The 24,292-nt window shown below is 41.3% G+C and carries 23 protein-coding genes; 4 read left to right on the forward strand and 19 right to left on the reverse strand.

Annotation, left to right across the window (positions count from 1 at the left end; all coding sequences use genetic code 11):
- Nucleotides 1-134: 134 nt before the first annotated feature.
- Nucleotides 135-611 carry a hypothetical protein gene (locus BLP87_RS14695; RefSeq protein ID WP_330390090.1) on the forward strand — a complete coding sequence of 159 codons (477 nt, stop codon included), beginning with the start codon at nt 135-137 and terminating at the stop codon, nt 609-611.
- Between the two features lie 333 nt (nt 612-944).
- Here the strand turns inward: BLP87_RS14695 and BLP87_RS14705 are convergent, their stop codons facing one another.
- The 14 genes from BLP87_RS14705 to BLP87_RS14770 all read right to left on the reverse strand — a co-directional run bounded on the left by BLP87_RS14705 (nt 945) and on the right by BLP87_RS14770 (nt 15,216).
- Complete coding sequence (locus tag BLP87_RS14705) at nt 945-3,524, reverse strand: ABC transporter permease (RefSeq protein WP_074463348.1); 2,580 nt, start codon at nt 3,522-3,524, stop codon at nt 945-947.
- Nucleotides 3,521-4,216, reverse strand: coding sequence for an ABC transporter ATP-binding protein (locus BLP87_RS14710; RefSeq protein ID WP_074463349.1), 696 nt, complete (start codon nt 4,214-4,216; stop codon nt 3,521-3,523). Before BLP87_RS14710 ends, BLP87_RS14705 begins: the two co-directional genes overlap by 4 nt.
- Before the next feature lie 113 nt (nt 4,217-4,329).
- Nucleotides 4,330-5,328 carry a sensor histidine kinase gene (locus BLP87_RS14715; protein WP_074463350.1) on the reverse strand — a complete coding sequence of 333 codons (999 nt, stop codon included), beginning with the start codon at nt 5,326-5,328 and terminating at the stop codon, nt 4,330-4,332.
- 37 nt (nt 5,329-5,365) lie between these two features.
- Nucleotides 5,366-5,779, reverse strand: coding sequence for a DUF6608 family protein (locus BLP87_RS14720; RefSeq protein ID WP_074463351.1), 414 nt, complete (start codon nt 5,777-5,779; stop codon nt 5,366-5,368).
- On the reverse strand, nt 5,763-6,233 hold the full coding sequence (locus BLP87_RS14725; RefSeq protein ID WP_074463352.1) for a LytTR family DNA-binding domain-containing protein: 471 nt from the start codon (nt 6,231-6,233) through the stop codon (nt 5,763-5,765). The genes BLP87_RS14720 and BLP87_RS14725 overlap by 17 nt, the downstream gene beginning before the upstream one ends.
- Before the next feature lie 9 nt (nt 6,234-6,242).
- Nucleotides 6,243-6,953 (reverse strand): hypothetical protein, encoded by a 711-nt coding sequence (locus tag BLP87_RS16210; protein WP_207648726.1) that lies wholly within the window; start codon nt 6,951-6,953, stop codon nt 6,243-6,245.
- Between the two features lie 132 nt (nt 6,954-7,085).
- The gene (locus BLP87_RS14735; protein ID WP_026656389.1) at nt 7,086-7,490 is read right to left on the reverse strand and encodes a GNAT family N-acetyltransferase; all 405 of its coding nucleotides are present in this window, start codon (nt 7,488-7,490) and stop codon (nt 7,086-7,088) included.
- 9 nt (nt 7,491-7,499) lie between these two features.
- On the reverse strand, nt 7,500-7,955 hold the full coding sequence (locus tag BLP87_RS14740) for a GNAT family N-acetyltransferase (protein WP_074463353.1): 456 nt from the start codon (nt 7,953-7,955) through the stop codon (nt 7,500-7,502).
- 21 nt (nt 7,956-7,976) lie between these two features.
- Nucleotides 7,977-8,489, reverse strand: coding sequence for a GNAT family N-acetyltransferase (locus BLP87_RS14745; protein WP_074463354.1), 513 nt, complete (start codon nt 8,487-8,489; stop codon nt 7,977-7,979).
- 157 nt (nt 8,490-8,646) lie between these two features.
- Entirely contained in the window at nt 8,647-10,152 is a 1,506-nt protein-coding gene (gene rlmD, locus BLP87_RS14750) for a 23S rRNA (uracil(1939)-C(5))-methyltransferase RlmD (protein ID WP_074463355.1), read from the reverse strand.
- A 15-nt stretch (nt 10,153-10,167) separates the two neighbouring features.
- Complete coding sequence (locus BLP87_RS14755) at nt 10,168-10,659, reverse strand: tRNA (cytidine(34)-2'-O)-methyltransferase (RefSeq protein WP_074463356.1); 492 nt, start codon at nt 10,657-10,659, stop codon at nt 10,168-10,170.
- Nucleotides 10,660-10,668: 9 nt separating this feature from the next.
- Nucleotides 10,669-12,105: a HAMP domain-containing sensor histidine kinase gene (locus BLP87_RS14760; protein ID WP_074463357.1), complete on the reverse strand. Its 1,437-nt coding sequence runs from the start codon at nt 12,103-12,105 to the stop codon at nt 10,669-10,671.
- Nucleotides 12,106-12,807 carry a response regulator transcription factor gene (locus tag BLP87_RS14765; protein ID WP_074463358.1) on the reverse strand — a complete coding sequence of 234 codons (702 nt, stop codon included), beginning with the start codon at nt 12,805-12,807 and terminating at the stop codon, nt 12,106-12,108.
- A 15-nt stretch (nt 12,808-12,822) separates the two neighbouring features.
- The gene (locus tag BLP87_RS14770) at nt 12,823-15,216 is read right to left on the reverse strand and encodes an endonuclease MutS2 (protein WP_074463359.1); all 2,394 of its coding nucleotides are present in this window, start codon (nt 15,214-15,216) and stop codon (nt 12,823-12,825) included.
- A gap of 127 nt (nt 15,217-15,343) precedes the next feature.
- Between BLP87_RS14770 and BLP87_RS14775 the strand changes: the two genes are divergently transcribed.
- Together BLP87_RS14775 and BLP87_RS14780 are read left to right on the forward strand one after the other, a co-directional pair.
- Complete coding sequence (locus tag BLP87_RS14775) at nt 15,344-16,705, forward strand: S1C family serine protease (protein WP_074463360.1); 1,362 nt, start codon at nt 15,344-15,346, stop codon at nt 16,703-16,705.
- Nucleotides 16,706-16,731: 26 nt separating this feature from the next.
- Entirely contained in the window at nt 16,732-17,679 is a 948-nt protein-coding gene (locus BLP87_RS14780; RefSeq protein ID WP_074463361.1) for a 3'-5' exoribonuclease YhaM family protein, read from the forward strand.
- Nucleotides 17,680-17,738: 59 nt separating this feature from the next.
- Here BLP87_RS14780 and BLP87_RS14785 read toward each other — a convergent pair whose 3' ends face one another.
- From BLP87_RS14785 to BLP87_RS14800, 4 genes are all read right to left on the reverse strand, one after another.
- Nucleotides 17,739-18,896 carry a pyridoxal phosphate-dependent aminotransferase gene (locus BLP87_RS14785; protein ID WP_074463362.1) on the reverse strand — a complete coding sequence of 386 codons (1,158 nt, stop codon included), beginning with the start codon at nt 18,894-18,896 and terminating at the stop codon, nt 17,739-17,741.
- Nucleotides 18,893-19,375, reverse strand: coding sequence for an Lrp/AsnC family transcriptional regulator (locus BLP87_RS14790; RefSeq protein ID WP_074463389.1), 483 nt, complete (start codon nt 19,373-19,375; stop codon nt 18,893-18,895). The genes BLP87_RS14785 and BLP87_RS14790 overlap by 4 nt, the downstream gene beginning before the upstream one ends.
- A 69-nt stretch (nt 19,376-19,444) precedes the next feature.
- A complete protein-coding gene (locus tag BLP87_RS14795) occupies nt 19,445-20,425 on the reverse strand; it encodes an AIR synthase-related protein (protein ID WP_074463363.1) in 981 nt (326 codons plus the stop codon).
- Between the two features lie 25 nt (nt 20,426-20,450).
- Entirely contained in the window at nt 20,451-22,091 is a 1,641-nt protein-coding gene (locus BLP87_RS14800) for a VanW family protein (protein ID WP_074463364.1), read from the reverse strand.
- A 111-nt stretch (nt 22,092-22,202) separates the two neighbouring features.
- Here BLP87_RS14800 and BLP87_RS14805 point away from each other — a divergent pair, with 111 nt between their 5' ends.
- Nucleotides 22,203-22,871, forward strand: coding sequence for a hypothetical protein (locus tag BLP87_RS14805; RefSeq protein WP_074463365.1), 669 nt, complete (start codon nt 22,203-22,205; stop codon nt 22,869-22,871).
- A 245-nt stretch (nt 22,872-23,116) separates the two neighbouring features.
- Here BLP87_RS14805 and BLP87_RS14810 read toward each other — a convergent pair whose 3' ends face one another.
- Nucleotides 23,117-24,271 carry a toxic anion resistance protein gene (locus BLP87_RS14810; protein ID WP_074463366.1) on the reverse strand — a complete coding sequence of 385 codons (1,155 nt, stop codon included), beginning with the start codon at nt 24,269-24,271 and terminating at the stop codon, nt 23,117-23,119.
- Between the last annotated feature and the right edge of the window lie 21 nt (nt 24,272-24,292).

A 24,292-nucleotide genomic window follows, 5' to 3' on the forward strand; every position in this document is an offset into this window, starting at 1 on the left:
TATCTTTAAATTCTACAAGAAGCCCTGAGTAACCTACTTGCCACCTTCAAAAAGTAAGCGCAACACAAGCGTTGCACTTACCCTGCAAATCTTCCCTATGTAAAATAATTAAAGATACAGTAAAGCCAAACTTTTTGAATATTCGCACTTCCTTACGTACCTATGACAGAGACGCCCTATGCTGCGGAGCTCCTTGCTGGAGATGGGCATATCACGCTCTTCACTCAGCCGACAAATGGTTTATCAATCCATTCGTTTACGAAGAGCCTATCTTCCACGAAAACGGAATGGACAATCCCGAAAATCCGACAAGCGTTATTTTATCCGATGCCCAGCTCCTGTCATATCTTGATCTGATAGAAAAGAAAACCATGAATTATCTGGCTTTCCTTACGGATAATATGTTGTATGAAAAACCGGAAAACTGCATCTATACTCGCATGGAACTTGTACTTCGCCAATACAGGCACCTGTCCTTCCATACCGGAATGCTTAATGGACAAACTGCTGTAGCTACTGAAAAATTCCCCATGTGGGTCTCAGAAACAGATCAATTTGTTGACGACGGTATTTTGTTTGGGCGATATCGCAAAGGCAATTTATCTCTATAAATCGATCTCATCCTGCTTCTTTTTAAAAAAGTTCCACTCAGAAGAAAAAGAATTCTTTTTCTTCTGAGTGGAACTGACTTACATATACGCGTATCGGAATATCTATGTTTTTTCACAATTTTAATATTGCAATAAGCTCTTCGCCGTCCTTATCTCCGTTTTCTTTGAATCCAAATGAACTATAAAGTTTTGAAGCCACTATATTCTCCGGCTCATACGAAAGCCAGCAATACTCTGCCTCTCCGCACGGATACGTTCTTATAAACTCTAATGCCAGCTTTACGGCTTCTTTCCCATATCCTTTTCAAGTCGTATCATATCATGCCTCACTCTTTACACAGCGTCCTCTTTAAGAGCATCAATAATATTTTCATTTTTGATCTTGTTTACGCTAAGTGCCATGCATATACCAAGGATTCCAAATACGGAAGCCATGACGATTCCATACATGATAAGGTCCGGATCAAAGATGTGCAGATTCGAATCAAACGTCCTGTACATCAGGTAGCTCAGCAAAAGAGATATCGGAATTCCCAATATCAGCGCTTTCATTCCGTACAGAAGCGTTTCAAGCCATAACATCTTCTTAAATCCTCCGCTCTCAAGCCCCACCGATTTGTACATGGCAAACTCTTTTCTGCGAAGGAGCACTCCGGTCGAAATTGTATTTACGATATTCGCAACAGAAATGAGCGAAAGGAGGCCGGTAAAACCATACATTGCAGTTTTCAGCATAATTGTGATCGTATCCATCACCTGCAAAGAATCCGCAAAATCGTTGCAATAGTAACTGTGATATCCGTCATTTTCCAAAAGAGAATATATCTTATCATGGATTTCTTTATGCCTTGTGGTTTCAACTCCCAGATCGACCGTGAGTTTATCTTCGGGAAGCACTTCTTTTGCCTTAGCATAGTACATGGATGTTGGCACATACACTGCAATATCGCCTTTAGGCGTAAGGTCCAGAATACTGTTTTTTCCGTCATATTTGATCAATCCCGCAATCTCTATTGCCGGAGGATTTTCCATAGCATTGTCGTAGTGAAGGGCCTGCCCTATTATCCCGTCATTAAAGACTTCACTGGGCTTTCTCTCGTGAAAATAATCATTTAAAAGCACTCCGCGCAATGTATCCCCATAATAGGCACCTTTATCCAGTCCGTTATCTTCAAGTATCCTGTCAAATTCCTTATCATCCACTATGCATACGTCCATTCCCGCGAGGCTTAAATCCGCAAACTCGGGTAAAAGAAACTTTTGGTCCGCAATATCCGTATTGGCAAGCTCCTTTGTAGATTCCGGCGCCTTTTTAAACAAAAACTGGATCATACTCACGCCATATACATTATCAACTCCATCCATCTCACCAATGGCATTGCGCAGCTTATAGCTCTCCGAAAGAGAACAGGATGCCACGATCTGATAAGGTAAATCCAGCTCAAATTTATTGGCTCTTGCTACCGAATTGCAAAAATAGTTGGTCGTCAGGAACATGATCACCGAAACCGCCAAGGTTGCAGTTATAACTTTGCCTTTTACGCCATTTCTTTTTAAGTTTTTGTACGCAAGTTCTCCTTCATATCCAAAGATTTTCCTTATTACGGGGTTTACCCTAAGGTTTCTCGCCTTAACTTTTACAATATTATTCTGACGCAGAGCTTCAATCGGCATAACCTTTGACGCCTTTATTGCCGGAACAAATGTAGAAATGAATATTGTGAGTGTGGCAAAAAATACGATGGCGGCCATCACATAAAGATTGCATACTATAGGAACGCCTCCGCTCACCCCTTCGACACCCGCAAATATATTAGCCTCAATAATCCTGTTGCCAAGAAATTCCAGCGTTATCTTCGTTCCGATATAGCCAATCAAAAGACCTAAAGGGATTCCTATCGCTCCCAGAACAAAGCCCTCATAGTATATTGAAAATCTCTTTTGCTTAGCTGTTGCTCCGACACTTGCAAGCATTCCAAGATAACGCATCCTCTCTGTAAGGGACATTCCTATGGAATTGAATATCAGGATAACCGAAGTAACTATGACTATTGCAAGGGCAACAGCCATCATAACAAAAAATGACCTGTATGTACCTTCACTGTCTTCATAGGCAAAGCAGCTGATCAGATACTCTGTGTTGTATTCACTCTTATCAATCCCATACTCTGCCTTTATACTGTTAAGTTGCTTAATGGCAGTATGATCGCATTTCTTAAGCGTGATCAGCACTTGCGCTTTTTCTCTGTCAGGAAAGTAATCCTCATCCAGTCCCCGAAGAATATCCCAGTCACCTGTCGGTCTGTTTCCATGCAGTATTGCCGTCACTGTACAGGTTTCCGTCGACTCAGCCTTAAACTGCTCTTCCGACTTGTAATCACCGCCAAGATATGAAAGTCCTTCAATCTCATCATCAATATATCTGTATCCCTGCTCAAAGGTGAGGGAATCGCCCACCTTAAGATCTTCCAGCCCGTTATCAATAAGAAACTGCTCTTCGACCGCTATCTCAGAAGAATTTTTTGGGAGCACTCCGTCATAATCCGATATCACCCTCATGGATAAATAGTTTTTATCCACATGGTCGATATTTCCGGTTCGGAATCTGTCTTCTTTATCATTTAAAAGTCTGACGCCCGTCACCTTCTCTTCTGCGTCGCAGATTCCCACCGAAGCTATCCTTTTATCTTTCGTCAAAGAAACATACTGCTCGCGCGTAATCTCTCTAAACTGCGCATGTACATTTCCTTCTGACTGTATAGCCATAGATCCAAAAAACTTAAAGAAAGAAAAAACGCCCAGAACTATGGCACTTATAAGTGCTGTAGATGCCGCAATTCCAAGCATTGTTACGATGGATCTTTTCTTTTTTCCAAGGAGGTGCCTTAATGTCAAAGTCGCTATAATATTCATGACACCATCACCCCTTCCTTCTTACTGTCGCGGATGATCTTGCCATCCTCGATCGTAATGACTCTGTCGGCGGAAAGAGCTATTCTCTCATCATGAGTGATGATGATAACCGTCTGATTGTTTTCTTTGTTAAACTTTCGAAGTAGCGCTATTATTTCTTTACTGTTCTCTGAGTCCAGATTACCCGTAGGCTCATCTGCAAGAAGCAGCGCCGGATGATTCATAAGCGCCCTTCCTATCGACACTCTCTGCTGCTGGCCTCCTGAAAGCTGATTTGGAAGATGAGATATTCTCTCTTTTAATCCAAGCTTTTCAACCAGATCATTAAGAAGCTTTTTATCAGCCTTTTTTCCATCCAGTAAAATTGGAAGTGTCATATTCTCTTCCACATTCAGGATTGGAATAAGATTGTAAAACTGGTAAATAAGACCGATGTTTCTTCTGCGAAATATTGCAAGCCTTGTTTCATCAAGCTTTCCGATGTCTGTTCCTGCAATTGTACAAGTACCTGATGTCGGAACGTCCACTCCTCCGAGGATATGAAGAAGCGTCGATTTTCCCGAACCGGAAGGTCCTACTATTGCCACAAACTCTCCCTGTTCCACGTCAAAAGAGACATCTTTAAGAGCATCAACTCTTGTCTCCCCTGTTCCATATACTTTACAAAGATTTCTGATTTCCAGAATGTTCATTTTTCTTTTGTCTCCCTTCTCATGCAAAAAACATGTCGAATATCTTATTCATGAGAATAGAATATAGCTTCCATCTTACAATCAAGTGACTATACAATTACAGATTTGTCATTTTAGATAAGTGTTTTATAAAATCTCAAACAGAACCTCGTTCCCACGCCTTCAGTGCTTTCTACGACAATATCTCCGCGCTGTCCCGTAATGATTGTCTTTGCAAGAGCAAGTCCTATGCCTACACTGTCTTTTCCTGCATTTTTCCCTTTATAGAAACGTTCAAAAATATGCGGCAGATCTTCCTCCGCTATTCCGCAGCCCGTATCTTCAACGGATATCTCCTTATAGATGTTTGTGTCGGATGTTTTTATTGAAAGCGTGCCGCCGCTCTCCATATGTTCAATGCAGTTTTTTACAATATTCTGAATGGCTTCTATGGTCCAGTTTTTATCGCACTTAACAGACATATTAAAAACGTCGTGTGTATAGCTTATATTCTTAAGCTCCATCTGTATCTCAAAAGGTTTTATGACTTCTCTGATAAGTTCGTCAACTTCTGTTTCTTCAGGCTTCATGATTATTGTTCCGGCATCGATCTTAGATAGCTTTAAAAGAGTCTGGATCAGCCAGTTCATCCTATCCAACTGATTTGATTGTGTCGTAAGAAATTCATCGCGCTTATTCTTATCATCCTCAATTTTGAGCAGATCGTTCATTACTATCATGGACGTAAGCGGAGTTTTTAACTGATGACTTATATCCGCAATGGCATCTGCCAGCGCCACTTTGTCTTTTGCCAAAAGATCTTTCTGGTAGCTGAGCGTAGACGTAGTTTTATAGATGTTCGTTTTAAGAAGCGACAGCTCTCCTTCTTCCTGATCGAGGATTCCCACTGTTTCATCTCCCGCAAGAACTCTTACCAAGTACGAATTGAGTTTGTCTATATCGTTATACCTGCGTTTTGTGAAAAAAATAAATCCGCTCCCCAAAGCAATTCCCAATATTACCAATAAAATAAAAGCGGCTATGCCACATAAAACATATCCGCATACAGACGCAGCAACCGTAAATACAGCTGCTGCACAGATCATATATCTGATTTCTTTATTTTTCAGCATATCAAATGCCTCCCAATCGCTGTACGACTCTCTATATTCATTCTAAGCCCGAAAAAAATTTGTTAGCTTTTTTTATTTCTACAAAAAAACTGATGTAATACACTACCGCACCGATAACATAGGGAATCGTGACAGAAATAAACATATCCCTGTACGCCGACGGCGAAACCTCAGAAAAATGCGCCATTATCCATACCCCTAAAAGGACAATTCCTATAATTACAATATACTGGCCAATAGCCACCGGTACAAACGGAAATCGCTGCAAATAATTATGGAGCGAAAGAACAAATATCGCCAGAACCGATATCCCCAGGCAAAGAAAAATGTTATCGGAATAATTCTTATCTACGAATCCAATACACTTTTCAAAAAGCAGTTTTCCGCAAACTATAATTGTGAAGGTGGTACAAACTATGGAAAAAAAATTATTCTTATTGATCAGTTTCATTTTTTTGCCTCCCCCGGAGTTTCTTTAGTGCTTCATAGAATTCTGCCCTGTATCCTCTGTTCATCACCAGACACTCATCGTTCTTTAGAAAAATGCGTGTTCTCATGTTAAGATCACCCTGAAGGCGCTTTATCTTGTACAGATTTACGATGCTCGATTTGCTGATCCGCACAAAGCCTACATCTTTGTGCTCGGATATTATGCCTTGCAAAGTCTCTTTTATCTCAATGCAGGTATCTTGAGTATAGGCAAACGTCTTTCTGTCAACAGATTCAAAGTAAAATATGGCAGAAAGCGGAAATGTCAGCTTCTTCCCATCTGCCATTCCCTCAATATATTTAAGTGCCAGCCGCAGTCTTTCCAGAACTGCGGCTGTTTCACCATCTATGTCTTCATAATGCAGTTCAAGGTAATTCTCTTCCAGATTTTCCTCTCTGGTCTTTATCAGTTTCATCTTCCCCCCTTATAAAATGAACATGATGCAGAGGAACAAATAGGATAGTTTTAAGTTTCTTTCTGTAAGAAGGTACGCACCGCCGAACACAAATCCTTCAATGGCAATGTATATTCCTGTCGCCAAAGAGCCTTTTGTAATCCAGTGGCCAAGCCCCCATGTAAGCGCCACAACTATTCCTCCATAGGGAATCTTATCATTTTTAAACCACTTTTCAAATGCATACTGCCCGAAAACAATGACCAGAAGCACAAGGAAGACCTCAACAAAGTAGTACAGATACTGGAATGTAAAAAGAATTATTCCTCTACTTCTAAGCTCTCTTAAAACCTTACTTCCGTCCCAGTCGATCCATGACGCTATCAGGCTTATTACGGTTCCTGAGATTAAAAGTATCCATCTGCCGAAAGACAGTTCTTTTGCTCCGCTGATAAAGCTCTTTTCTCTACAGTTCTTAACAAAATCGACTCCGGATTTGCGTGCACATTCTTTGATGACGTACAGCCCGCCAAGTATCCACACAATCATTGTCATCGTCCAGTGTAAAATACTCTGCCACATATTAAAGCTGCCAAAGTCATAGCCATATACATTAAATTCGATCGCATATGCCAGCAGGAATTCAAAGCCTATCACACCGAACGCCTCCAAAGAATAACTCAAAAAAGTAAAACCGCTTAAAAATCTGTTTTTGCCATTTGTATAAGTCATTGTTTTCATTAAAAAAAGCCCCTTTCAGTAGTTATCGCGTTTCTATGCATACCTTACTGAAAAAGGAGCTTCGTTACAATATTTTCGGTGCTAAGTTGCACTCATAGGTGTATAAGTTGCAAGAATTTAGTAGTGCATTCCTTATGTCCATAAAGATGTTATAAACATTGGCGATGCATCATCACTTTTCTCAAACCCGCAGTTTTGGTAAAAATGCATTTCTTTGTCATAGGCAATTACTGCTATTCTAAGATAGCTATGATACTTCTCTTTAATCATATCGATCAGTGTTCTGCCAATCTTTTGATTATGGTATTCAGGATTCACCAACAGATAATGCACATATGCATTCATTATTCCATCATCCATAGCACATACCATACCAACCAGTTTATCCCCGTCATAAGCAGAAAAGACGGTATTAAAGTTTTTCATTGCGATACATAATTTCTCCGGATAATGACCTGATGACCAGTTAACTGAAAGAAATAATTCTTCCAGTTCATTTTTAGTAAAATCGTGTTTATCTGTATATTTAATGTCCAACGGTGCCTCCTAAATCAGTTCCATTTCAGATTCCATCTTAACAAAGCCATATTTCTCATATAGCGGTCGTCCCATTTCTGTCGCCTCTAATGATATTTGGTTTATTCCTCGTTCTCTAGAAATATTTACAAGCATGTCTAATGTTTTGTATGCAATCCCTTGCCTTCTATAATTCGGATTCGTATACATATTCATAATATAAGCCTTTTTTCCATCGGGATTGTGGTAAGTCGGCATTACAGTATAAAAACTGACGCCCCCGGCCCCTATAAATTTATCCCCTTCCATTACAAGAATCGCAAAATGTGTACCATCGGCCAAAGCCTTCTTGTAATACTTGTAAGATTCTTTTTCTACTAACGTCATATCAACCGAATCATCCAACTTATTTGCCGCTCTTAAAACCTCAATACGGGAGGTCGTCAATAAATCAAGATCCTCCAATGTTGCAACTCTGTACTCCAATTGTGTCCCTCCTATGATTGCCTATTTTTTTGTTGCTACTCTATGGATTACGGAAACATGCGTAATCTTGTTTACCTCGTCAGGATACTCCTTTTCAAAATGCATCCCTATTGCTTCTGCTGTTTTGTATGATGCCTCGTTCGTATATTTACAGTACGAATATAATGACGAATAATCAGTATTTTCAAAAGCCCAATCTCTTACAGCCTTAGCAGCTTCTTTTGCATATCCTTGTCTCCAATACTTTTTATGAATATGATATCCTATCTCCGGCAATTTTTCTCCATCAATATTCTGTATTGTAATGCCGCAATCCCCGATGAATTTCCCTGTTTCTTTCAGCACAATTGCCCATAAGCCAAACCCATACCGGGCATAGTTCTCAAGATTCCATTCGATCCAACGTCTGGTTCTTACTTCATCAAACGGTGCCGGATAGTGCTGCATTGTTTCAACATCCGACATTATCTCATACAGGGCGTCAAAATCATCTGTTTTATATTCTCTAAGAATAAGTCTTTCCGTTTCTATCATCTTCGCAACCTCTACACACTTCTCCAACATCACATAATTTACTAATGCTTCTGCCCTGAATAATATATGGTTCACCGGAAATCATTCCTGCGTTTACTAAATTTATGTATCTATTCTAACCATTTCTACCAAAGCTTTATTTCGATAAATCAAATCGTTACGAACAGTAAAACCCATTTTTCTGCAAAAGGCTCACGACTTCCACATGCACAGTCCAAGGGAACATATCGCAGGGACGAATCGCCTTAATCTCATACCCGCCGTCTGCAAGAATGCGAAGATCTCTTGCAAGTGTTGCGGAGTCGCAACTTACGTACACGATCCTCTCAGGCTGCATCTTAAGCATTGTTTCAAGGCAGACCAAGTCGCAGCCTTTTCTGGGCGGATCGACTACGATCACGTCAGGGTGAAGGCTGGAGCCGTCGTCTCCGCCGGATACAGTCTTTCTCTTTTTCTCATAGAACTCAGGAAGGACTTCTTCAGCTTTGCCGCAGTAGAACTCTGCATTAGATATTCCGTTTCGCTCGGCATTTCGCTTTGCATCCTCGATTGCTTCGGGAATAACCTCGATACCGTAGACTCTGCCTGCAGTCTTTGCCATCGACAACGTGATTGTTCCGATTCCGCAGTAAAGATCCCACACAGTTTCTTTTCCCGTAAGCGAAGCATATTCAATCGCCTGCTCATACAATTTCTTTGTCTGCACAGGATTAACCTGATAAAAAGAAAGCGGCGATATCTCAAATTTAAGTCCGCACAAAGTATCGCTTATTGTATCTTTTCCCCAGATAGTATGAACTTCAAGCCCCATGATAACGTTGGTCTTTTCTGTATTGATACTGACTGAAATACTGCTCATGCCTTTAACTTTAGAAAGCTTCTCAACAAGCGCCTTCTGTCCGCCGATATACTCAACCTGCGCACCACCTGCCCCTGCCTTCGCTTTCTTCGAAGTGTCTGAAGCCGCGCGATAATTGATAACAAGACACACCATTATCTCGCCGCTTGCAAAGCCTTTTCTGATAAGCACATGGCGCACAAGCCCTTTTCCCGACACTTCATCATATGGGCGCACATGATTATCGATCATATGAGACCTTACAATCTCCATGATCTCTTCATTTTCTTTTACACCTATACAGCAGGATGTCATTGGAATGATATTGTGCGATCTTCCCGCATAAAAGCCCGTAACAACCTTGCCCTCTTTGTCACATCCAACAGGGAACTGCGCTTTATTTCTGTATTCCCAAGGCTCATCCATTCCGATGATAGGATTCATCACACTATCAACAAATTCCGCATCAAATCCGCCGAGCCTTACGATATTGTTTCTTACTTTATTCTGCTTAAATTCAAGCTGCCTCTCATAGGACATGCTCTGAATCTGACAACCGCCGCACTGCCTTGCCACCGGACACTTCGGCGTTATGCGATGCTCCGAAGGCTCAATAACTTCTTCTAGATGCGCATAGGCATAGTTCTTCTTCGCCTTCATTATCTTCGCTTTAACTTTATCTCCGATAACTGCGTCCTTAATAAAAAGGGTATAGCCATTTATTTTGCCTATGCCCTCTCCATCATTTCCAATATCGGTTATATCGACTGTCAGGATGTCATCCTTTTTGTAGCCCGCAGTCGCAATATCTTTTTTACCACTCATATATCCCACCTGATTTTACTTCCAATGAAGCCTGTGAAGTTCGCCTTCTTTCTCAAGTCCCTTAAAATCATTCTGTCTAAGCGCCTCGTACAAAACAATCGCCACAGAATTGGACAGATTCAAAGACCTGATGTCATTTCCCATAGGAATCCTGATGCAATTCTCCTCGTTTTCCACAAGAATCTCTTCAGGAATCCCCGCGCTCTCTTTTCCAAACATGATGAAATCATCCATGCCAAAAGAAACTTCGGTATAGGAGCGCTTTGCCTTTGTAGTAGCCATCCAGATTTTTGCTCCCGGATGCTTTTCATTAAAATCATTAAAATCCATATATCTTGCGACGTCGAGCCTGTCCCAGTAGTCCATTCCCGCACGCTTAAGCTCTTTTTCATTGAGCCTGAATCCAAGCGGCTCTATAAGATGCAGCGAAGTTCCCGTCGCAACACATGTCCTTCCGATATTTCCTGTATTCTGCGGAATCTCCGGCTGATGTAAAACTATATGCATAACTTTCTATTACTCCTCGTCATCCACATCCATTGCCTTGGCCTTCGGTAGGGAAAAGATAAATTCCGTTCCGACGCCTTCTGTGCTGATGACATTTATATTTTCTTCATGCGCTTTAATTATCTCTTTTACAATGGCAAGTCCAAGTCCTGTTCCCTTCTTGTCCTTACCTCTTGAAAGATCGGATTTGTAGAACCTGTCAAAAATAAGCTTCTGATCGTCCTTTGGTATTCCTATTCCGCTGTCTTTTACGGAAACAAATACCTTGCTGTGCTTCTCGGTTGTCTCAATCTTGATCGCTGAATTCTTATTGCTGAATTTGATTGCGTTATCCACAAGATTGTAAAGAACCTGTTGTATCTTACTCATATCTGCATTTACAAGCATCTTGTCATCTGTAAGCACCAGATTTATCGCAATATTTTTGTTAAGGCATGTTCCTTCAAAAGATTCCGCAACCGTCCTGATAATACTGTTTATATCAAAGTCGCTCTTATCAAGGAGCATTCCTTTTGTATTCAAATTGTTGAGCGTAAGCATCTCATTTGTGAGCTTTGTAAGCCTATCGGTCTCATTTATTACGATTCCAAGATACCTTTCATGCATCTCTGGCGGAATAGTTCCATCCTGCATCGCAACAAGATATCCTTTTATGGATGTAAGCGGAGACCTGAAATCATGCGAAACGTTGGCTATAAATTTCCTCTGATCGTCCTCCTGCCTTGCTATCTCGCCCGCCATATATGCAAGAGAAGCCGCAAGATATCCCATCTCATCCTCAGACTCAACCGAGAACTCGTAGCTCATATTTCCCACAGCATACTGCTCTGTCGCGGTTGTGATCTTCCTAAGCGGCAAATATACCAGCTCCGTGAAAAAGATAAGGATTATGAGCGACAAAAGAAACAGCACAAGAAGCATCAGATACGAAATATCCAGAAACGTATTTGCCGATGCTTTTATCGCCGACAAAGGCTCATGAATAACAACATATGCCTGAACTTTCCAGTTTGCGGTTATCGGCGCAAAAACACTTAAGTTCTCCTCACTCAGCTGTCCCCAGAAATTTCCTATCGTATAATAAGAATTCCCTATAACAGTGGGATCAAAGTCCTTTATCGCAATTTCCTCATTCTGCTTAAAAACTCTTGAGGAATCAAGGACAAGTCTTCCCGACGGATTAACTATCCAGATAACAGATTCATCCATATACATGGACAACGACACGAGCTGCTGATGAACCGTCTCAAGCGAAGCCATATTTGTATAAAGATCAGCTGCATACGTATTTGCTATCTGTGTTGCAACACGGTACATGTTATCGGCCTTATCACGCCTTAATCTCTCATAGGTCATATCATATACAAATGTCGCAACAACAATAAATCCGAAAATACCAAACAGCAAATATGCCAAAAGAAACTTTAAATAAAGTGTCCGTTTCATTTACTGTTGCACCTCAAATTTGTATCCGATTCCCCAGATCGTTGCTATTCTCCAGTTATCATGATCGTTTATTTTTTCTCTGAGTCTCTTGATATGTACGTCTACAGTTCTGGTATCGCCGACATACTCATATCCCCAGATCTGATCAAGAAGCTGCTCTCTTGTAAAAACATGGTTGGGCGAAGCTGCAAGGAAATACAACAGCTCCATCTCCTTAGGCGGCATATCCACTCTTTCCCCCATGTATGTCACTGAATAATTGGTCATGTTGATCTCCAGATTCGGATATCTCACAACCTTATCGTCCGACTCAGCCTGCTCCTGTGCCTGCGGTTTATATCTTCTGAGAACCGCTTTTACCCTTGCAACAAGCTCTTTTGAATCAAAAGGCTTCTCCATATAATCGTCGGCGCCCATCTCAAGCCCCAGAACCTTATCAAAAACTTCTCCTTTTGCCGAAAGCATGATTATCGGAACCTGAGAAGTTGCCCTAAGCTCCCTGCACACCTGATATCCGTCTATTCCCGGAAGCATCAGGTCAAGAAGCACCAGATTGGGCTTGAAACTGTCAAAAGCATTGATCGCAGACTCACCGTCGTTACATATTCTTGTTTCAAAACACTCTTTTACAAGATATAACGAAATGAGCTCCGCAATATTATTATCATCATCTACTATCAGAATTTTCTGTTTACTAACCATATCCTATTATTTCCCTCACTTTATAAACGTCACTATGGTAACTCCTGCATCTCCCTCGCCAAATTCTCCGAGTTTAAAAGATTTTACATACGGAACCGACTTAAGATGTGCATGAACAGCCTGTCTTAATATTCCCGCACCTTTTCCGTGCACAACTCTGACATTGTTAAGATGCGACATGTAGGCATCGTCAAGATACTTATCAAGAGCTGCAATCGCATCATCACTGTTCTTGCCGATAAGATTAACTTCGGTCTTTATATTTGCGGCACGTGAAAGATCCATCTTCGAACTTCCTGAGGCTCTTCCGTAAAACTTCTTCATTGCAGCCTTGCCGTCATCTTCCTTTACAAGAACAAGATCTCTGATATTTGTCTTGGTACGCATTATTCCGCACTGAACATAGAGATTTCCGTCCTTGTCAGGTTTTGAACTGATCGTGCCCTTAAGTCCCATGGACACTATCTTTACAGACTCTCCAAGTTTAAGCTGCGATTCTTTCAAGATCGGATGAGTCTCTTTTGCTTTTTCTTTTTTTACCGATATTGCTTTATTCTTGTCAGAAATCTTCTGGCCGACACCTGTTCTGGCTCTCTCAAGATCCTGCATTGACGCGCCGGGACCTGCCTTTCTAAATACTCTTATGGTCTCGTCCGCAACATTTTTGGCTTCCTGAAGGATATCCCTTGCCTGCTCGTTAGCTTCTCTGAGGATTTCCTCACGCTGCCTGTTGAGCTTATCGGTCTTCTCCTCAAGCTTCTTCTTAAGCTCTTCAACCTCTTTTTTATACTCGGCAATCTCAAGTCTCTCGCTCTCAATTGTCTTTCTGCTCATCTCAAGATCTGCAAGAAGATCCTCGAACTTCTTATCCTCGGTGCTTATCTGCTCTTTGGCCGCATCGATTATATCTTCCGAAAGTCCAAGCTTTGAAGAGATTGCAAAAGCATTACTTTTTCCGGGAATGCCGATAAGAAGCCTGTATGTAGGTTTCAATGATTCCACATCAAATTCGCAGCTTGCATTCTGCACACCGGCAGTATTGAGCGCATAAACCTTAAGCTCGCTGTAGTGCGTTGTTGCAAGCGTCCTGATATTTCGCTTATGAAGATCGTTAAGTATTGAAATGGCAAGAGCCGCTCCCTCTGTGGGATCGGTTCCCGCACCAAGCTCATCAAAAAGACACAGTGAATTCTCATCTGCATTTTTTAGTATAGAAACCGTATTTGTCATATGCGATGAAAATGTTGAAAGAGACTGCTCGATACTCTGCTCGTCTCCGATATCCGCATATACTTCATCGAATACGGAAAGCTCAGATCTGTCGCCTGCAGGTATCGCAAGCCCCGCCTGTCCCATTATGGTCAAAAGACCTACAGTCTTAAGGGTTACAGTCTTACCACCCGTATTGGGACCTGTGATTATCAACATTCCAAAATCTTTTCCGGCATAAACATCTATCGGCACTACCTTATTCTTGTCGATAAGAGGATGTCTGCCCTTTCTGATATCGAAATAGTGACGGTCATTGAACACCGGCGGTATCGCGTTGATCTCAAGTGCGTAAGAAGCCTTCGCAAAAATGAAATCAAGATCGGTCATTATCTCCGAATTGTATTTGATATCGTTTACGTGCTCAGAAACCTTTACGCTAAGCTCCGCGAGTATCTTATCAATCTCGGCACTCTCATGTAGCATAAGCTCTTTTAACTTGTTATTAAGCTCAACAACCGCCGCAGGCTCGATGAAAAGAGTCGAACCGGAAGACGACTGGTCGTGAACAAGTCCGTTTATCTGCGACTTATACTCCGCCTTAACCGGAATACAATATCTGTCTCCACGCATGGTAACAACCGCATCCTGAAGATATGTCCTCATAGATCCGTTTATCATCCTGCCAAGCTGCTCGTGTATTCTGTCATTGGTCAGCATAATGTCGCGCCTTATGTGCTTAAGCGCCGGACTTGCGTCAGAGCTGATCTCATCTTCGGAAACAATGCACCTTCTGATTTCCTGAGAAACAAAAGTAAGCGGCTCCAAAAGCTCAAAACTTTCTGAAAGAGAATCCCTTGCTTCGCCGTCTCTCTGCGGTCTTCCGTATGACTTTACTCTGTTTACGTTATCCAAAAAAGCCGCAATCCTAAGAAGATTTGCCGCATCCAAAGAGCTGCCTATTTTAAGCGCCTTAAGAACACCTGTAAAATCCTTGTTATCGCCAAAAGAAATCGAGCCTTTTTTGAATATCCTGTCAATTCCGTCTTTTGTCTTCTGCTGATTTTTTCTGATCTCTTTTATATCAGATGACGGAACAAGCTCTCTGCAAAGCTTCTTTCCCGGCTCCGAACTTGCATGTTCTGTAAGTCTCTCTGTTATTTTATCGTACTCAAGTACGTGAAGTGCTTTTTGATTCATCTTATATCCCTTAATACCACATCTTTTACACAAATATCCAAACTACAGTTTATCATTTATAAGACCTTGTGGCTAGTATTCAGCCCAAAAAGCGGCTATAATTGGATAGTAAAACGGAGGAAATGATATGCCTTTTAACGATCAGGACGAGAACAAAAAAGATACCTCGTTTATAAGTGAAAAGATAAAACAGCGCCCTATAAACAGAAAAAAGCTTCTCAGAAGAACCATAATAACCGCTTCAATGGCTGTCGTGTTTGGGTTGGTGTCTTGTCTTACATTCCTTCTGTTGCAGCCTCTTTTAAGCGACAGATTGTACCCCGAAAGTCAGCCCGAGAAAATCTCTCTTCCTGAGGAATCTGCCAGCGATGAGCTCACTCCCGAAGAAATGTTTGCCGACGACACTGAAATTGCCGAAAATGAAGCACAGCAAAATGAAGAAAATCAAAAAAATCAGCTGGATGAAGCGCTTGCTTCCTATGCGTTCAACGGATCCGATTTTGCCAAAATAATGACATCTTCTCTTAAGGATGTGGCCGATGAAGCATCTAAGAGCATTGTAAGAGTGACAGGCGTGGCAAACAACACCGACTGGTTCAACGACTCTTTTGAAAACAACGGTGCGTCAGGTGTTATCGTCGCAGACAACGGAGCTGCTCTATTTATCCTTGTTCCGTCATCTGCCGTAAAAAATGCAAAGAATATAAGAGTTACATTTAACGACGAATCGATGGCAGAAGCTGAAATGTGCCTTACGGACAATATCACAAAGCTTTGCGTTATCACCGTCAAGCTCTCATCAATACAAGAATCCACCAAAGAAACAATTAAAACTGCGGATTTTGCAAATACAAATTTTACCAATCTGACGGCCACTCCCGTCATCGCGATTGGAAGCCCGACAGGTATTCAGCGTTCTGTTTCTATCGGATTGATAACTTCGGACAAGTCTCCTTTGTATCTTGCAGACTCCAATTACAAGATCATTACGACCGATATGCCCGGAAGCAGTGACAGCACAGGTGCCCTCATCGACCTAAACGGCAAACTTCTCGGCATAATAGATATGAATTATAACAGCGATGAGAACAAGAAAAATCGCAAAGGCCTGGAAAATCATATATCCGCGATAGCGATAACAGAGTTAAGAAATCTTATTGAAGATCTCTCAAACAAGACTCAACGCGCATATTTCGGAATCTACGGCAAAAATATCCCGGCAGCAATACGCGATGAGATGAACATGCCTCAGGGAGCCTTTGTAACTTCCACGGAAGAAACATCACCCGCAAGAAAGGCCTTGATCCAAAGCGGCGACATCATCACAAAACTTGATGACAATGATATTATTTCTTTTGACGCATTTGTTAAAAAACTTGCCGATTACTCTCCTGATGATATAATATCAGTTACTGTAATGAGACAATCTAACAAAGGTTATACAGAGATTAAAACGCAGGTTACGCTTGAAAGCGCTACACACGACTAATTTTCAGATTTAGAAAGAGGATTTCAATGAAATTTTTAAAAGACTTAAGACCCGGCGACAGAATAGCAGACATCTATATGTGCAAACACAAGCTCAGCGCCACGACCAAGAATGGTAAGGAATATTTTTCCGTTACTCTTCAGGATAAAACGGGAACCGTAGATGCCAAGATCTGGGAGCCCAACAGCGAAGGTATTGATGACTTCGATGATGCCGATTATCTTGATATTTTCGGAGAAGTTACAAGTTTTAACGGTGCAATTCAGATCAATGTTAAACGTGCCAGAAAGTGCCATGAAGGAGAATACGATCCTGCGCTTTATCTTCCCGTATCATCAAAAGATAACGACCAGATGTACAAAGAACTTCTCGGAATAATAGGAACTGTTGAAAATCCTTATCTCAAGAAACTCCTTGAAGAGTTCTTCGTACAGGACGAAGATTTTATAAATAAATTCCGCAAATCAAGCGCCGCAAAAACTGTGCATCACGGATTTATAGGCGGACTTTTGGAACACACCCTCAGCGTAACGAAGCTTTGCGATTATTACTGCAAATCTTATCCCGTTCTCAAAAGAGATCTTCTGCTTACCGCCGCAATGTGCCATGATATCGGCAAAACTAGAGAACTTAGTCTTTTCCCGACAAATGATTACACGGATGAAGGTCAGTTTCTCGGACATATCGTTATCGGTGCCGAGATGATAAACGATAAGGTTAAGAACATCAACGGCTTCCCCACTCTTTTAAAGCAGGAGCTCATACACTGCATCCTTGCTCACCACGGAGAATACGAATACGGTTCACCCAAAAAGCCTTCAATTATCGAGGCTGTTGCCCTTAATATGGCAGACAATACCGATGCCAAGATGGAGACATTTACCGAAATCCTCAACAACATCACAGAACCCGGATGGCAGGGATACAACAAACTGTTTGAAACAAATCTTTTTGATTCAAAGTTGGATTTCTGATTTAATGATTTATCGAAAAGCAAACCCCCGAAGGATGATTGATTCCTCCGGGGTATTTTTTATAATCTTGATATGAAGTTTTCAAGTCTTTCCATTGCAGTTTTCAAATTATCAAGCGAATATGCATACGAAATTCTGATATATCCTTCTCCGCAATCGCCAAACGCCGTTCCGGGAACAACTGCAAGTTTTTCCTCTTTAAGAAGCCTTGTACAGAAATCATCACTGGTCATTCCAAACTTCTTTATGCACGGGAAAACGTAAAACGCTCCGTATGGTTCAAAACACGGAAGTCCGATGCGCTTAAACTCATTCAAAAGATATCTTCTTCTGTGATTGTACTGCTCACGCATCATCTTGACATCTTCATCACCGTTTTTAAGCGCCTCCACAGCAGCATACTGGCTGGTTGTAGGTGCACACATGATCGCAAACTGATGAATCTTGACCATCTGTGTCATGATTTCTTCGGGTCCGCAAGCATATCCAAGTCTCCAACCTGTCATTGCATACGCCTTAGAGAAACCGTTTATCAAAATGGTTCTCTCTTTCATACCGGGAAGCGAAACAATAGACACATGCTTTCCGTTGTATGTGAGTTCTCCGTAAATTTCATCGGAAATTATGTAGAGATCTTTTTCTCTTACAACTGCTGCGATCTTTTCAAGATCTTCTTTTTCCATAACCGCACCTGTCGGGTTATTGGGGAATGGAAGTACAAGAATCTTGGTCTTGTCAGTTACTTTCTCAAGAACTTCCTCAGCAGTCAGTCTGAACTGATTCTCTTCCTTAAGCTCAATTATTACAGGAGTTGCATCTGCAAGTATTGCACAAGGCTCATATGATACGTAACTGGGCTGAGGAATAAGCACCTCGTCACCCGGATCTATCATTGCTCTAAGCGCAAGATCGATTGCTTCCGATCCTCCTACCGTTATAAAAATTTCTTTTAAGGGATCGTAGCTCACTCCCTGAGTTCTCTTTATATACTCAGAAACTTCTGTTCTAAGCTCCTTCAGTCCGGAGTTGGAAGTATAGAATGTCCTTCCCTTCTCCAGTGAGTAGATTCCCTCATCTCTTATATGCCAAGGTGTGTCAAAGTCAGGCTCGCCCACACCCAAAGATATAGCTCCCTCTGTCTCCTGAACAATGTCAAAAAACTTTCTGATCCCCGAGGGCTTTATATCAACAATCTTCTTTCCTATCGGATTTTTCATGGTGTTATCTTCTCCCTTGTGTCTTCGTACTTTCTGGTCAGTATTGTTCCGTGATCCTTGTATTTCTTGAGAATAAAGTGTGTCGCGGTACTGAGCACAGTATCAAGTGTAGCAAGTTTATTGTTAACAAAGCCCGCTACTTCCTGCAGAGTCTTTCCTTCAAGAATTACCATAAGGTCAAAGCCTCCACTCATAAGATAGACACTTTTTACTTCAGGGTATTTGTATATTCTCTCAGCTATGTTATCAAAGCCAATGCCTCTCTGCGGTGTAACCTTCACTTCAATAAGGGCGTTAACCTTATCAATGCTTGTCTTTGACCAGTCAACCATTGTATGATAACCGCAGATTACGCCTTCGTCCTCAAGGGCCTTAAGCTCATTTGCGACTGTTATTTCTTCTGAACCGATAAGTACACTAAGTTCCTGTACATTGATTCGGCTGTTTTTCTCAATAATTGTTAAAATTTCTTCTCTGATGCTCATATCTCCATCCTCCTGATTATCATCCCGATATATATAATACTACAAAAAACGTTTTCTGAGCATTTATCCGAGTATTTTATGTATCCGGTCGCATCCCGGCATCTCAAGAAACCTTGATTCATCTGCATTTGTGATTATCTTATCGTTTCCGTTTTTTAAATATCCAACAACTTTCGCGGGTATTCCCTCTTTCTCAAATTCTGCCACAAGCCTATCACCGTCTTCACAAGCGATAAGCAGCGCACCTCCCGACAAAAGCTGATATGGATTGATTTCATAAAACTCGCAGATTTCTACCGTTTCCTGTCTTATCGGAATACTTTTTAAATCTACGCAAAGTCCGGTTCCGGCTCGCTCTGCAATATCCCAAAGTGAAGCAAATACTCCTCCGTTCGAGATATCGGTAACAGCGACAGCTCCGGACTTAATGGCGACTGCGGCCTCTTTCGCCACATTGAGATAATCCTTAAATTCAATGGCATCTCTGACAAAAGGAACCGGATATTTGGAGCATAGCTCTTCCCTTCCCTGTTGCGCCAGCATTGCCGTTCCTTCAAGCCCTATCCACTTAGTGATAACAAGAGCAAGACCGGATTTAAGCTTTTTATTTTTACCAATGTCAAAGCCGCCATTTTCCGCAGTTCCCATGCAGTTTGCCGTAATAACGGGCCTTGTTACCGCACTTGTCACCTCGGTATGCCCGCCGGCATATGTAACTCCGTATTCATTGCATGCAGCTATTACATCTCTGACAATAGCTTTAAGCTGCTTCTCCTCCGTTTCTTCGGGAAGAAGAATGGACACTGTCACATGATCAGGCTCTATCCCGTGGATAACAAGATTTCCAACCGCTTTCATAACCGCATAATATCCGGCATTATCAACTTTTTCAGTTACGGGAGCAACGGCAGAATACACTTTTTTAGGTTCAGAAAAAGCGCAGTCTGTCCCTACAGCTGCGCTAATATCTTTTTTATGTTCAGTTTTTATCAACTTTAAAACAGATCTCTTAAGAATGTTCTCTGAAATTTTGCCTATTTTCATGCCTTCTCCGGGTCCTGATCAGTTTTTAGCCTTCGCTTAATATGCCCTTTTTCTTCTCTTTATTCTCAGGCTTATCATTTCTTGCCTCTGCGCCCTCAAGATCTGAATCAGTAGTAACAGTCTTCTTCTGATCAGCCTCTGAGTCTGTATTTAGGCTTGCTGCAACAGATTTCTTCTTACCAAGTTCCTGTGCAACATTTCTTACAGTCTTAATTTCCTTTGTATCCATTGCTGTCTTAAGCTCAGCAATATCAGCCTCAGTTGCACCCTTTGTTCCAACCATGATAATTCTGGGAACCATGTTGTATGTGCTGGTATTGATTATCTTTGTTGCAGATTCAACACCATTCTCCTCAACAACCTTGCAAAGCTGTGACTTGTATCCAAGGTGAGCAGACTGCATTCCTACATAGCCAAGTGCCTGTGAAGGATCTGTCATGTATTTATCTTCTGATGCAGGTGTCTTATCAAGAATAATGCTCTTGTAAGTAACTTTTCTTCCTGCAGGTCTGTTGTCATGTCCATAAATTGTGAATGTAACATGCTTATCAGGTGTGCAGATAGCCTCAATGTAGATCGGCGAATCTGTATTGTTTCTAAACTTGAAATCCTTTCCGCCTGACTGCGCTATAGCTGCATCTGCGGAAGGCTCAACATAAGACACGATCATTGAATGATTATGTCTCTCAATAACATCAAGTTCTGCCAAGAGTACTGCGTTATACAGAGTTGATGATACCTGACAGATACCACCACCGATACTCTCAACAACAAGACCGTTCAAGTATGAACCGGCCGGATAATAACCATTTTCTTCACTGAATGGTGTGATTGTATCAAGAATTGAAAGTTCTTCACCGGGCTCAAGTGTTATTCCGTTCAAAAGTCCGCAAGCGTTTTCAATATTTGCACTTCTTGCGGCACCTGAATCCCTATATCCTGTAGTGTATGTTCCGAGAACATCACTCATCTTCTGCAATGCTTCTTCGTTCTTGAAGGCATCAACAGTCCTAACAGCAAGTTCAACTTCGTTGTTCTCGGGAGTCCATGAATTAGCAATGAAATCCTTAAGGATTGCTTTAGACTCTTCCATGTTTACAAGATATCCCGTTATACCTGTTGCCTGATCGCCTTCGCCCTCTTTAAGAGCTCTTTCTCTCTTTTCCTTTGTGCCCTTTTTATTTTTTTCCTCTTTGGCCTTTTCCTTAGCAAGGTTAACATTTTCAAGGTCGCTGTTAAATTCAGTACTACACTTACGGAGTACTTTTGAAAGTGCTTCCTTGTCAATACCATACTCGATATCAAACTTTACAGTGCTTTCTTCAACATCCTTGCCTTCTTTGTATCTCTCGACAACGTTTCCTTCGTGTCCGATGGCATACGCATCCTTGATAACATTTGGATTGCTCCATGTTATCCCCAATTCAGAGCCCTTAACCGGTATCTTTTTTCCATTTCCACCTGTAAGAATCAATTCGCCTTCAGCTACTTCTCTTACCTTTTTCTCAACAGCCTCCTTAGCTTCCTCGACCGTCATTCCAGACGCGTCAATGTCCCCGATCTTTACGCCCTTTGCTATCGTGTTGCCTGCAGCAGATACCTGTCCCACGGGAACGGCTGCCAGAGTGAGTACAGAAAGAGCGAGTCCGCAAAAAAATCTCTTCATAATACTTCCACTTCCTACTTTCCTTTTGTCCTAAATTGTCCTATAAGCGTTATTTTGTGCTAAAATTGTACGTGAAAAACTATCAAATGTGTTTATGGAAGGTAATTATAGATGAAATTTCCCTTTTTAGCAAGTATTATTATTGTCGCATTTTTTTTTAATATTAGCATGCGCCGAGTAAGCAGGAAAGAAGAGGCTCGCGAGATAAGTTTTTGGGAAAAAGAACGTAAATCCAATAACGTCAGAAGAAAAAGTCTCGAAAGCCTTGATTATATCTGCATTCCCGTTGACGTTCTTCCGTTTGGAACACACGGAAACAACAAGGAACTGGAAAATTCTGAACAAAATGTGCTCGCATTGAAAAATGAAAAGATTGTTAATCTCACCGGAATATCCAATACCGACTTAAAGCTCGAGTACGGAACCGCCAATATTACAGAGCTTTCAGCCTACGACCAGAACTATACAACTCTCGTCCGCGCACTTCAAAGCTGGGGCAAGGCTCTATACGACGCAGGCCGCTACGAAGACGCCACCAAAGTTCTTGAGTTTGCCGTGAAAACGAGAACGGATATCACCGCAACTTACAAACTCCTGATCGACATGTACAAGACCAAGCTACTGCTCAGCGCTCCCGAGATTGAAAAGAAGATTAATTCATTAATTCCCATAGCAGATAATCTTAACTCGCTTAGCAGACTAACAATACTTAAACTTCTCGGATGCAATGAGACGCAAAATGAAAAGCACGCTTCTACTCATAAAATAAATGCCACATGACAGATTACAATCTTTTATGTTTTTAAAACACTATATTAATAAGAAGAAACACATTCATTTTTTACCATTTTAATTAATATTAGTGTCATTTATTTAATTTTAACTCACGGTAGATTAAACGTTTTTTCTCGTTCAAAAAATTACGCATAACAAAAAAGCATTTTTTCGGATGCCTTTGATGGCAATCTGAAAAAATGCTTTTTCTGTTTTTATTTTTCTCTAAATAACGTTAATCTATATTTCGATTAATTTTTAGCTGCCTGAAGTAGTTTATCTTTTAACTGATTTTCAATCTGTGCAAGTTCCGCTTCGGCTTCTCTACGTTTTTCTTTTCCTTCTGTCTGAATCTTAAGTACCTCATCGAGTGTCGAAATAAGAGATTCATTTGTATGCTTTAGTGTTTCGATATCAACGATTCCTCGCTCAGCTTCCTTTGCACTCTCAATTGTAGCGACCTTGAGGGCATCTGCATTCTTCTTAAGAAGTTTGTTCGTCATATCGTTCACTTCTCTTTCAGCCTTTGCAGCCTGCGTTGAATGCTCGATTCCGATTGCGATTACCATCTGGTTTTTCCAAAGAGGAATTGTATTTACGATGGTCGACTGAATCTTCTCAGCCATAACTGTATTGGAACTCTGTACCATTCTGATCTGCGGACCTGTCTGCATTGCAATTGTTCTTGTAAGCTCCAGATCATAGATCTTTTTCTCAAATCTGTCGCATAAGTTAGCAAAATCTTTTGCCTTCTCTGCATCTTCCGGAAGTCCGGATTCCGCTGCTTTTTTCTGAAGGTCTACGAGTGTAGTGTTTCTCTCTTCTTCAAGTTTCTTCTTACCTGCAAGAATATACATAGAGATTTCTTTAAAATAATTAAGATTGAGCTCATACATTCTGTCGAGAATCTCAACATCTTTCATAAGGGTAACCTGATGTTTCTCAAGCTCATTGCTTATTGTCTGAACATTTGTCTCAACTTTGCTGTATTTAGCCTTGATGGCTTCGAACTTATTTGCACTTCTCTTAAACAGCGCTTTAAGGCCTTTCTCATCCTCTGCAATCTCGAAATCCTTAAGCTGTGTAACGAGATCGGTGATCATTCCACCAACTTCACCCATGTCCTTAGTCTTTACATTATCAAGCGCTTTCTCGGAAAAATCTGCAAGTTTCTTCTGCGTTCCTACGCCGTAATTCATGATTCCCGATGAATTTGAGATATCTATCTGCTTACTGAATTCCTCAACCTGCTTAAGTTCTTCGGCTGAAAGCTGTGCTTCCATAGCTATATTACCGTTGTCTTTGACTTTTTCTTTGGGCTCTTCAACGGCTGCCTTCGGTTCTTCCGCGCCAAAAGACAATGTAGGTGCAGCAGGTGCTGCATCGAAATTTAATTCTTCGCTCATAAATCCTCCTTAGATCATAAC

It is taken from the genome of Butyrivibrio hungatei, assembly GCF_900101605.1.
Lineage (GTDB): Bacteria > Bacillota > Clostridia > Lachnospirales > Lachnospiraceae > Butyrivibrio > Butyrivibrio hungatei_B.

What these genes read in the sequence shown, in the direction of transcription:
- BLP87_RS14705 (WP_074463348.1), bottom strand. Translation starts at nt 3,524, where the DNA reads ATGAATATTATAGCGACTTTGACATTAAGGCACCTCCTTGGAAAAAAG.
- BLP87_RS14710 (WP_074463349.1), bottom strand. Translation starts at nt 4,216, where the DNA reads ATGAACATTCTGGAAATCAGAAATCTTTGTAAAGTATATGGAACAGGG.
- BLP87_RS14715 (WP_074463350.1), bottom strand. Translation starts at nt 5,328, where the DNA reads ATGCTGAAAAATAAAGAAATCAGATATATGATCTGTGCAGCAGCTGTA.
- BLP87_RS14720 (WP_074463351.1), bottom strand. Translation starts at nt 5,779, where the DNA reads ATGAAACTGATCAATAAGAATAATTTTTTTTCCATAGTTTGTACCACC.
- BLP87_RS14725 (WP_074463352.1), bottom strand. Translation starts at nt 6,233, where the DNA reads ATGAAACTGATAAAGACCAGAGAGGAAAATCTGGAAGAGAATTACCTT.
- BLP87_RS16210 (WP_207648726.1), bottom strand. Translation starts at nt 6,953, where the DNA reads ATGAAAACAATGACTTATACAAATGGCAAAAACAGATTTTTAAGCGGT.
- BLP87_RS14745 (WP_074463354.1), bottom strand. Translation starts at nt 8,489, where the DNA reads ATGATAGAAACGGAAAGACTTATTCTTAGAGAATATAAAACAGATGAT.
- rlmD (WP_074463355.1), bottom strand. Translation starts at nt 10,152, where the DNA reads ATGAGTGGTAAAAAAGATATTGCGACTGCGGGCTACAAAAAGGATGAC.
- BLP87_RS14755 (WP_074463356.1), bottom strand. Translation starts at nt 10,659, where the DNA reads ATGCATATAGTTTTACATCAGCCGGAGATTCCGCAGAATACAGGAAAT.
- BLP87_RS14760 (WP_074463357.1), bottom strand. Translation starts at nt 12,105, where the DNA reads ATGAAACGGACACTTTATTTAAAGTTTCTTTTGGCATATTTGCTGTTT.
- BLP87_RS14765 (WP_074463358.1), bottom strand. Translation starts at nt 12,807, where the DNA reads ATGGTTAGTAAACAGAAAATTCTGATAGTAGATGATGATAATAATATT.
- BLP87_RS14770 (WP_074463359.1), bottom strand. Translation starts at nt 15,216, where the DNA reads ATGAATCAAAAAGCACTTCACGTACTTGAGTACGATAAAATAACAGAG.
- BLP87_RS14775 (WP_074463360.1), top strand. Translation starts at nt 15,344, where the DNA reads ATGCCTTTTAACGATCAGGACGAGAACAAAAAAGATACCTCGTTTATA.
- BLP87_RS14780 (WP_074463361.1), top strand. Translation starts at nt 16,732, where the DNA reads ATGAAATTTTTAAAAGACTTAAGACCCGGCGACAGAATAGCAGACATC.
- BLP87_RS14785 (WP_074463362.1), bottom strand. Translation starts at nt 18,896, where the DNA reads ATGAAAAATCCGATAGGAAAGAAGATTGTTGATATAAAGCCCTCGGGG.
- BLP87_RS14795 (WP_074463363.1), bottom strand. Translation starts at nt 20,425, where the DNA reads ATGAAAATAGGCAAAATTTCAGAGAACATTCTTAAGAGATCTGTTTTA.
- BLP87_RS14800 (WP_074463364.1), bottom strand. Translation starts at nt 22,091, where the DNA reads ATGAAGAGATTTTTTTGCGGACTCGCTCTTTCTGTACTCACTCTGGCA.
- BLP87_RS14805 (WP_074463365.1), top strand. Translation starts at nt 22,203, where the DNA reads ATGAAATTTCCCTTTTTAGCAAGTATTATTATTGTCGCATTTTTTTTT.
- BLP87_RS14810 (WP_074463366.1), bottom strand. Translation starts at nt 24,271, where the DNA reads ATGAGCGAAGAATTAAATTTCGATGCAGCACCTGCTGCACCTACATTG.